The organism is Propionispora vibrioides (genome assembly GCF_900110485.1).
In the GTDB taxonomy this organism is placed as follows: Bacteria; Bacillota; Negativicutes; order Propionisporales; family Propionisporaceae; genus Propionispora; species Propionispora vibrioides.
Genome location: NZ_FODY01000030.1, coordinates 43,805 through 53,703, shown reverse-complemented (window position 1 = coordinate 53,703; position 9,899 = coordinate 43,805). Strand labels below are relative to the sequence as shown.

7 protein-coding genes are annotated in these 9,899 nt (G+C 47.1%); 1 reads left to right on the top strand and 6 read right to left on the bottom strand.

Going from position 1 to position 9,899, the window contains the following annotated elements; translation table 11 throughout:
* Positions 1 to 360 (top strand): IS3 family transposase (locus tag BMW43_RS21405; protein ID WP_218140728.1); only part of this gene is annotated, 360 nt, incomplete at its 5' end.
* A 154-nt stretch (positions 361 to 514) separates the two neighbouring features.
* Here BMW43_RS21405 and BMW43_RS18310 read toward each other — a convergent pair.
* The 6 genes from BMW43_RS18310 to BMW43_RS18285 all read right to left on the bottom strand — a co-directional run bounded on the left by BMW43_RS18310 (position 515) and on the right by BMW43_RS18285 (position 9,488).
* Positions 515 to 1,897, bottom strand: a complete 1,383-nt coding sequence (locus BMW43_RS18310; protein ID WP_091751192.1) for a hypothetical protein — start codon at positions 1,895 to 1,897, stop codon at positions 515 to 517.
* A gap of 88 nt (positions 1,898 to 1,985) precedes the next feature.
* Positions 1,986 to 3,740 carry a pyruvate kinase gene (pyk, locus tag BMW43_RS18305; protein ID WP_177173670.1) on the bottom strand — a complete coding sequence of 585 codons (1,755 nt, stop codon included), beginning with the start codon at positions 3,738 to 3,740 and terminating at the stop codon, positions 1,986 to 1,988.
* A gap of 69 nt (positions 3,741 to 3,809) precedes the next feature.
* A complete protein-coding gene (locus BMW43_RS18300; RefSeq protein WP_091751185.1) occupies positions 3,810 to 4,010 on the bottom strand; it encodes a putative signal transducing protein in 201 nt (66 codons plus the stop codon).
* A 133-nt stretch (positions 4,011 to 4,143) separates the two neighbouring features.
* A complete protein-coding gene (locus BMW43_RS18295; protein WP_091751183.1) occupies positions 4,144 to 5,151 on the bottom strand; it encodes an electron transfer flavoprotein subunit alpha/FixB family protein in 1,008 nt (335 codons plus the stop codon).
* A 59-nt stretch (positions 5,152 to 5,210) separates the two neighbouring features.
* The gene (locus BMW43_RS18290; protein ID WP_091751181.1) at positions 5,211 to 6,002 is read right to left on the bottom strand and encodes an electron transfer flavoprotein subunit beta/FixA family protein; all 792 of its coding nucleotides are present in this window, start codon (positions 6,000 to 6,002) and stop codon (positions 5,211 to 5,213) included.
* A gap of 96 nt (positions 6,003 to 6,098) precedes the next feature.
* Positions 6,099 to 9,488, bottom strand: a complete 3,390-nt coding sequence (locus tag BMW43_RS18285; RefSeq protein ID WP_091751179.1) for a DNA polymerase III subunit alpha — start codon at positions 9,486 to 9,488, stop codon at positions 6,099 to 6,101.
* Positions 9,489 to 9,899: the final 411 nt, after the last annotated feature.

Genomic DNA, 9,899 nt, shown 5'->3' with positions numbered 1-9,899 from the left:
GACCAGGGGTTTCAATACACCTCACAAGCATATTTCAACCTGACTAAAGAATATGGCATTATGCCCTCCATGTCAAGACGAGGAAATCCTTACGATAATGCTATGGCTGAAAACTTCTTTTCTATTCTCAAAGCAGAGTGCATTCACCGCCAGAAGATCCAAACCTTAACACAGGCTCAGGAACTGATTGACGACTACATCCATTTTTACAATTTCGAGCGTTTCCAAATCAACTACCGACTGACGCCATCCGAAAACGGCGTCAGTCGGCTTAACACAAAGATATTCTACGATTGGCTTTTCTCTTTTGTGTCTATCTTTCCTGGGGCGGTCCAGACCGGCCAAGCTTTTTTATTTTAGGAACCGCTGATTTAATGATCTTGCCGGCCTGATTAGAGATTTTTTATCTGGCAAGCAAGCAAAACTGCAGGAATCATTGGGCTGTTGCAGTTGCAAGGTTTTGCTGACAGAGCCAAACGGAAAAAGATCCTTCAGGACGCTCAGTGCGAATTAATCAGTAGCTCCTTAGAAAAAAGAACAGTTCCTTCTCTCGTTCAGTCAAGAACTGCGGTTCCAGGAGCGGGTCGTTTGCCGTTCTCTCTTTTTTAGCCTGTCTATGATGGGTCTTAGTCCAATAGGCAAAAAGAAGCTGACAAAATTTTGAAATTGTTTTTCTTCGCCCACTATACTCGGGAATCTCAAGCCACCACGCTCTGAGTTGCCTGATGCACTCTCCTTGCAAAACAGTGTAATCCTGCCGCGCAACATAAGCCACCAGCATTACGCATTCTTTCAGGATTTGGAACAATACCTGCTGACGAAATCCATCGGAATATTCGCCAAATTTTACTTCCATAATAAAAAGCTTACGACCCGCGTCCAATAAGGGCACAAACACACAAAATGCATCCCTGAAACTGCGTTGGACAATAGCTGTTTTTATCACTTGGGCCGTCTGACGGATGATTAAGGTCCAAAGCGACAAATCAGCTTTTGCTTCAGCCAGTTGTAACATGAACCGCAAAATTCCCACAGCAAGCGGATTGTAAGGATTCAAGCAAGCAATACCCGCTTGCTTATGCCATTCCAAGACCAAATAATTGATATCCTCATCGGTTAGCCGCCCCGCCCGGAAAAGTTGCCAGGTTCCCTCTACCATCAAATCAAACATGTCCTGGTTTTCTACTTTGACAATCCGATGCAGCCAGGCTGTCCAAACCTGCAAAACAGCCTGTGTAACCTCATGTTCTTCATAAGTAAGCAGGTTTTCACTCCAGCATTTACAGATTTCCCGAAATAACGAAAAATCTTTTCGCCGTAAAGCCAGTAAACCTAACACCTTCAAAACCCGCAAAATATCAAAAATGTGAGAGGCATTAGCCTTCACAAGACTTTTATTTTGCAAAATGAAAAATACATAATCCGCAATGCGGGAAATAAAAAAATGTTGCCTAGCACGAAAGGCAACGACTGCAATCAATACAAACTGCTCCGCAATCACCGGAAAATGCTGCGCCGGCAACTGCAAAAGCATGGGGCGGAAGGTATTCAGTAAAGCAGCAGCAGCATTATACCGACCGGCATGAATTGCCTTGACAACAATACCCATCAAGCGGATAGGCTCATCACTGCGTAGCATCCCTTCTGCATAGGCTGTCTTGAGCAATTCCGCAGCCTTATAGACAATAATATCATTCTCCCTGATCATGCCTTCATTAATAAAGCCGTAAACTTTAGACAAACTTCGGGAGACTTGCCGTTTCGTTTTTTTACCAGACAGCGCTGCTGCCACACGTTCTATACGCCGTTCCAAACGCATAAACCGTATGTAGAAGAGCGCAATAAAACAAACTGTAAAAACGCTGCATAGCAATGCTACTATCCACACGGCCGACATAACCGCCCCCACCCTCATCAGATTCTCTTTACTAAAGAGTCAGCCCGAAACCAAATTCCGGGCTGACAATCTATTACTTAGTTTACTTTTATCGTGCGTTTATTTCTCCCTGGAATACCAGTCCCCTGCCAGCGTCCACCGTAACGGTCGAACCATCGTGCAAGCGGTCGGTAGCACCATCTACACCGACAATCACTGGTATACTATAGCTAATGCCAACAATGGCGGCCTGCGAGGTGAGTCCGCCTTCCACAGCCACAATAGCAGCAGCTTTCGAAGCATAAGGTGCGGTTTCTTCATCAATGCTATGGACAACCAGAATATCACCGGGCTGCAATTTATTTTGAACGTCATTGATCGAGGTGGCAATGCAGATTCTTCCCGTAACTGCCTTTTGTCCGATGCCTGTGCCGCGGAGCAGAATATTGCCCACGATATGAACCCTGATCATATTGGTCGTACCGGTCATACCGGCTGGAACACCGGCGGTCAAAACTACTAAATCACCATCGTTAACCGCACCGGCGGCCAATGCGTACTGCACCGCATTATTTACCATTTCATCACTGTTTTCAGAGGTAACCCCCAGTACCGGAATAACGCCCCACAACAGCATAAGCCGGCGCATGGTCTTTTCAAAAGGCGTTACGGCAACAATATTGGCCGACGGCCGGTACTTGGACACCATCCGCGCCGTGTGACCGAACTGAGTGGAGGTAATGATGGCCGCCGCCCCCAGCTCATGACCAATTTGTACGGTTGCATGACTGATTGCATCGGTAGTTGTACGCTGTGGTACAATTCCCTTGGCCAACAAAATGGAGGAATAATTCAAAGCGGCCTCAATACGTAGCGCAATACGGGCCATGGTTTCCACCGCTTCCACCGGATACTTGCCCTGTGCGGTTTCGCCACTGAGCATAATGCAATCGCTGCCATCCATAATGGCATTGGCAATATCACTGGCTTCCGCCCGGGTAGGACGCGGATTATTGATCATGGACTCTAGCATTTGGGTAGCCGTAATAACTGGTTTTCCAGCTTTATTGCATTTTTCAATGATACGTTTTTGCACTACCGGAACATCTTCGGCCGGAATTTCCACACCCAAATCACCGCGAGCCACCATAATGCCGTCGGCAACTTTCAATATTTCATCAATATTTTTTACGCCTTCCGCATTTTCAATTTTCGCAACGATATCCATCTGCGCTTTGGCATTTTCCAGCACCTTGCGGATAGCAAGCACATCAGCCGCCCGCTGTACAAAAGAAGCGGCGATAAAGTCCATATTTTGTTCAATACCGAATTGAATGTCCAAAACATCCTTGTCGGATAAGAACGGCAGATTAAGGCTTACGCCGGGAGCAGCCACTCTTTTGCGGTCGCCGATTTCACCGGAGTTCAGTACGGTGGTAATAATATCGTTTCCTTTAACAGCCTCCACATTGAGACAAACCAGGCCGTCGGCCAAAAGGATTTGGTTGCCCGGAGAAACTTCCTGCGGCAGCATGCTGTGATTAACCATAGCCCGTTCCGTAGTCCCCAGAATTTCCTCACTTGTCAGGACAAAGGTTTGTCCTTCAACTAATTTTACTTTACCTTCGGCAAACATACCCAGGCGCATTTCAGGCCCTTTTGTATCTAACAGCAAAGCAATCGTCTTACCGGTTTTTGCTGCCGTTGCACGCACATATTGAATACGTTCGGCATGTTCCTGATGGTTGCCATGCGAAAAATTGAATCTGGCGACATTCATTCCCGCTTCCATCATATTTTCCAAAATACCGGCCTTTTCTGTACTCGGTCCCATTGTACAGATAATCTTTGTCTTTTTTAACATATACACACTCTCCTCAAGTAATCTTTAACGTAAAAATCTCAAACTATTCGCACTAAAAATATTCTTTAATTATTTCACCGCATGTTGACAGAGAACGGCATGAGCTTCATCCGCTTCCGATTCTAATACTAATATTTCGTACATCCCATCACCGAGGGCTGATGCTACTCCGGTGGGTCTGGCATTAGCAAGAATGCCTTCGTTGCACAACAAATTTTTTAACATCTCGGCCTGAGCGCGATTAGCTGCTATATATATGGCTATCCACATATTGCCGCCTCCTACCAATTACAGCTTAGCTAGCTGAATAACTAAATATATAAAATGCTTTTCTCCATAGTAAACAGTATTCCTGCTTACTTCCCCTTTTTACCGGAAATATTGCGAACATATCGATGACAAATCAGGATAGTTGTTCAATTAAGGCAGGAATAACTTGTTCGACCTCACCGACTATCCCATAATGAGCCCGCTTAAAAATAGGCGCTTTAGGATCTTTGTTTATCGCCACAACCGTCTTTGCCGCCGCAATTCCGGCAAGATGGTGCACGGATCCGGAAATTCCGCAGGCAATATATAATTTCGGTTTAATAATCTGACCCGTTTGTCCTATCTGACAGGCCGGGTCACTCCAGCCCTCATCTACGGCGGCCCGCGAGGCCCCCACCACACCGCCTAACTTCTTAGCCAGCGTCTCTATCAACAAAAACTGTTTTACATTCCCAACTCCTCGTCCACCTGCAACGACTATGTCCGCTTCTTTTAACGAATTATTTCTGAATTGTTCCTCCAGAGTTTTTACAATCAATGTACGAATCTCGTTAAAACGAACCGGACTATCTACTTGAATGATTTCACCCAACCGACAAGCGTCTCTTACCGGAAGCTCAAAGACTTGCGGCCGGACCGTTCCCATTTGAGGACGGCGTTCCGGACAAACAACCTCCGCTACGACAGCCTCCCCATAGGCGGGACGCGTCCAGATAAGCTGTTTATCATCAGCGGCAAAATAGATTCCAGTGCAATCCGCTATCAGCCCGGTTTTCACCCGACAGGCAACACGCGGCGCCAAATCACGGCCAACCTCTGTTGACCCCAAGAGAAATACTGCAGGTTTATATGTATAAATTAACTTAGTGCAAACAGCCGAAAAGGCATCTGTGGAGTAATGCTCATATTCCGGTCCGTCGACTAAGAAAATTTTGTCGGCACCGAAAGCGATCGCCTCTCTGGCCACCTGGTTCACACCATGACCAATGACTACGGCGGCTACCGTCAGCTTCATCCGAGCAGCAAGCCTGCGGGCTTGTCCCAATAATTCACAGCTGACTTCTTTCGGCTTGTTGTCGGCTTGTTCAATAAAGACCCAAATGTCCGAAGAACAGCTTTTGTTAGTACCATCTATGTCCATTATGGCCTTGACTCCTCATAAGCTACCTACATCTTAGCAAATTCATTCGCAAATATCTATTAAAGAATACGATTTTCGCGCAACTTTCCGATTAACACCCGGGCCGACTGTTCCGGCGTCTGTTCGGTAATCAGTTGGCAAGGCACTGTAGTATCGATAAAAGGGGTAGTAATGCGGCGCACCCTGGTCGGCGACCCGCTGATACCGGTAGAATTTTGGGAAACCGCCAAATCGGCTGCATTCCAGGCAGTGATCTCTTGGTTTCTAGCCCTAATTGCTCCCTTAACAGTCGGCGACCGGGGACTTTGCGGTGCCTGCGAGATTGTGACCAGAGCCGGCAGCGAAGCGGTAAGCCATTCCAAGCCATTCTCTGCTTTACGTTGAACGGTAAGAATATCGCCTTCTATATCAATATTAATCCCCCTGGTAATTTGCACAAAATCCAATTGTGCCGCCAACTCAGGGCCAACCTGCGCCGTGTTGCCATCCAGAGCGCACTGTCCGCAAAGAATCAGATTCGACCCGCCAAGTTTACGTACACCGGCAGCCAGGATATAACTGGTCGCCAGCGTATCTGAGCCGCTAAAACAAGGATCACTTAGCAAAACAGCCGCATCAGCCCCCATAGCCAGACACTCACGAAGGATTTCCCGGGCCTGTTCAGGCCCCATGGATAAGGCATATACCTGGCCGCCATGTTTTTCCCGCAAAGCCAATGCCGTTTCCAAAGCTTCTTTATCATAAGGATTCAACATCCCCAAGGCACTTTGCCGCAGCAACGTATACTTCTCAGGATGAAGGGCGACATCACCGGTCAAAGGCACTTGTTTGACACATACTATGATTTTCATGGTCCTTTTTCCCTTTTACAATTGTCAATTATATCATCACTCACTGAAATGATTCCACAAAAATCTACTTATATTTCTGCAATAAAACATCTTTTATCAAATAATATTCACAACCTGATCGCCCAAGACAGCTTCAATGGCCTTTGTCGCATCCGGTGAAGGGTCAATCCAATATTGCGGCTCGGTTTTAATCACACGCCGGCTGTCAACCAAGTGCAAATAAACAACCGCCGAACCGTGAAAATTGGCAAACACCTTTTTCAAGTCAGCAAATACTTCTGGATTTTCTTGCTCTTTGCGGATTTTAACTCTCACCTCAGGACCGAATTGGTCCAGTAGCACGACATCTTCCGCGATGACTTTACTGCTTTCTTCATTGTTGTTGACTTTTCCAATGACCGCCACAGGCATATCCATGGCAAGAATGGCTCCCTTTCGCTGAAAGAGACGGGGAAAAACAATCACTTCTACCTGGCCGGTAAAGTCCTCCAGCGTCAGAAAGCACATCATGTCACCACTTTTTGTATTGATCCGCTTAGCGCTGCTAATAAGACCGGCTAGTTTTAGTACTTTACCGTCGGGGCAATCGGCAAGCTGGCTGATCGGCACCAAGGATTTCATCTTATCGCGGTATTTATCTAAAGGATGCCCCGTAACATAAAAACCTATCATTTCTTTTTCATAGGCCAGCAATTGATCCAAGGCCAGTTCTTCCATCGGCGGCAATGCGACAGAATCAACATGCTGAAGCGTTTCTTCCCCAAATAAACCCAGCTGGCCGCTGGCCTGATCTTTCTGGCGGCCTGCGGCAACATCCACCGCCTTTTCCAATACCTGAAGAAGCTGGGATCGTTTGGCGCCTAGCGAATCAAAGGCACCACATTTAATCAGACTTTCAATAACCCGTTTATTGACCACCCTCATATCCACCCGAGTGCAAAAGTCAACCAGCGAAATAAACTTTCCGCCCTTTTGGCGGGCAGATAATAAGTTATTGATAGCGTTTTCCCCTACATTTTTTACTCCCGCCAGACCAAAGCGGATATCCTTGTCATCTACGCTGAAGCCGGCCAGACTGGCGTTGATATCCGGCGGCAGAATGCGAATTCCCATCCGCCGGCATTCTTCAATATAGAAGCCCACCTTATCATTCGTGCCCATGACACTGGATAGTAACGCCGCCATAAACTCACAAGGATAATGAGCCTTTAAATAAGCGGTCTGATAGGCAACCAAGGCATAGGCGGCGCTATGGGACTTATTGAATCCGTAATCGGCGAAATGGGCCATCAGATCGAAAATCTCCGTCGCCAGCTTATCGTCAATTCCCCGTTCACGGGCACCTTTCATAAAGTTCTCGCGCTGTGCAGCCAGCACTTCGTGCTTCTTCTTGCCCATGGCGCGCCGGAGCAAATCAGCCTGTCCCAGTGAAAAACCCGCCAGTTCGGAGGCGATTTGCATAACCTGTTCCTGATAGAGAATAACGCCGAAGGTATCCTTCAGTATCGTCTCCAGCCGTGGATGCAGGTAAGTAACCTTCTTTTTGCCATGGCGGCCCTCAATAAAGTCGGTAACCATACCACTGCCCAGAGGACCGGGACGGTACAGGGCAACCAGCGGGATCAGGTCGTCAAAGCTCTCCGGTTTTAAGTCTTTTACCAGGTTGGTCATGCCGCCTGATTCCATCTGAAACACGCCGGCCGTATCGCCGCTGGCCAGCATTTCATTGACTGCCTGATCGACAAGCGGAATGTTGTCTATATCAATGTGAATATTCCGATTTTCACTCAGAAGGGTCAATGCATCACCAATAACAGTCAAGGTACGCAACCCCAGCAAATCCATCTTTAATAGCCCGATCTCTTCAACCCGGTCTTTGTCATATTGCGTGGTAAGAAATCCTTCGGTCGAATTCTGCAGCGGCACATAATGAGTCAACGGTTCTTTTGCAATAACCAACCCGGCCGCATGAGTGGAGGCATGACGCGGCAGCCCTTCTACCGCCATCGCCAGATCAACCAGCTTGGTCACTGCCGGTTCCTGCTGATAAGCTTCTTTCAATTCCGTACTGCTTTGCAGTGCTTTACTAAGCGTAATGCCCAGCTCATTGGGTACCAGCTTGGCAACCCGGTCAACTTCACCATAGGACATATTCAACGCCCGGCCTACGTCCCGGATGGCAGCTTTAGCCGCCATGGTACCAAAGGTAATAATCTGCGCTACCCGGTCCGCGCCATAACGTGCCGACACATACTCAATAATCTTGCCGCGCTTAACGTAGCAAAAATCAATATCGATATCAGGCATGGTTACCCGTTCAGGATTTAAAAACCGTTCAAACAGCAGACCGTATTTCAGGGGATCAATATTCGTTATCCCCAAAAGATAAGAGACAATACTGCCTGCCGCCGAACCTCTGCCCGGCCCTACCGGAATGTTGTTTTGTCTGGCATAATTGATAAAATCCCAGACAATCAAAAAGTAGCTGGAATATCCCATTTTTTGAATGACATCCAGTTCAAAGACCAGCCGTTCAGTAATTACTTCCGTAATATCAGCGTAGCGAAGCGGCAATTTTTCCTGGCATAGCCGGCGCAAATAGGCATCGGCCGTCAGCCCGTCCGGCACCGGAAATTCCGGCAGATGGAAAGTATTAAAATCAAAATCGACCTGGCAGCGCTCGGCAATCTTACAAGTGTTGGTCAGTGCCTCCGGGTGGCCGGGAAACAGGTCGGCCATTTCCTGCGTGCTTTTTAGATAAAATTCCGGCGAAGGAAAACGCATACGCGCCGTATCATCTACAGTTTTTCCCATTTGGATGCAAAGCAACACGTCGTGAAACTCGGCGTCCTCTTTATTTATATAGTGAAGATCATTGGTGGCAACCAGTTCAATCCCTAGTTCACGGGACATATCAATCAACTGCTGATTGACCTGTTTTTGTTCCGGTATACCATGGTCCTGCAATTCCAGGAAAAAATTATCGGGTCCAAATATGTCCCGGTACTCTTTTGCCAGGTCCGTGGCCCGCGACACATCCCCCCGCAGCAGCAGGGCAGGTATCTCGCCGGCGATACAGGCACTAAGACAAATAAGCCCCTTATGATAGGTGCGCAAAAGCTCCCGGTCGACTCTCGGTTTGTAATAAAATCCTTCCGTATTTGCCCGGGATACCAACTCCAACAAATTACGATAGCCTTCATTATCTTCAGCCAGCAAAATCAAATGATAATAGGCTTCTCCCTCGACAGCAGTCTTCTCATGGCGTGAGCGAGGCGCCACATACACTTCGCAGCCAATAATCGGCTTAACCCCCTGCTTAACTGCCGCTTTATAAAAATCAACCACGCCGTACATACTACCGTGGTCGGTGATGGCAATAGAAGTCATGCCAAGTTCCTTCACCCGTTTGATCAAATCCTTGATCCGGCTGGCTCCATCAAGCAAACTATATTCCGTATGTACATGAAGATGAACAAAATCCATGAATATCACCTTTTATTACGTAATAAATACTTACCCTATTGCCCCATCCGGCAGAAATCTGTAGCAGTTCACCGGCCTTTTTGCCGTCAGCCTTCGGTGTCATCGGCTTACATATATCCGATATGCGCGCCTCTCCGTCTTGCCTTACGGCAAAAATTCCCGATTCAATACTACATCTCCCACCGGATGAGGCACTAGCCTGAAAAAGAATCAATTTGAGCAGCTTTAGCAACAAGGTATATATCACATTGAAATATTGTTACTTCCATAGTCCTCTTATAAAATCCTTCTAAATTTTAAAACTATTATCTTTTCCTGACAAATCTACGCAAATTTTGTCTATTCCTGCAGGTATTATTCTATCCCGTATGGAATTTTTATAGGTTACTATGCGTAAAAAAGAGGTGTACT

Excerpts from the sequence above, each read along its gene's own strand:
- BMW43_RS18310 (WP_091751192.1), bottom strand. The coding sequence starts at position 1,897 with ATGTCGGCCGTGTGGATAGTAGCATTGCTATGCAGCGTTTTTACAGTT.
- pyk (WP_177173670.1), bottom strand. The coding sequence starts at position 3,740 with ATGTTAAAAAAGACAAAGATTATCTGTACAATGGGACCGAGTACAGAA.
- BMW43_RS18300 (WP_091751185.1), bottom strand. The coding sequence starts at position 4,010 with ATGTGGATAGCCATATATATAGCAGCTAATCGCGCTCAGGCCGAGATG.
- BMW43_RS18295 (WP_091751183.1), bottom strand. The coding sequence starts at position 5,151 with ATGGACATAGATGGTACTAACAAAAGCTGTTCTTCGGACATTTGGGTC.
- BMW43_RS18290 (WP_091751181.1), bottom strand. The coding sequence starts at position 6,002 with ATGAAAATCATAGTATGTGTCAAACAAGTGCCTTTGACCGGTGATGTC.
- BMW43_RS18285 (WP_091751179.1), bottom strand. The coding sequence starts at position 9,488 with ATGGATTTTGTTCATCTTCATGTACATACGGAATATAGTTTGCTTGAT.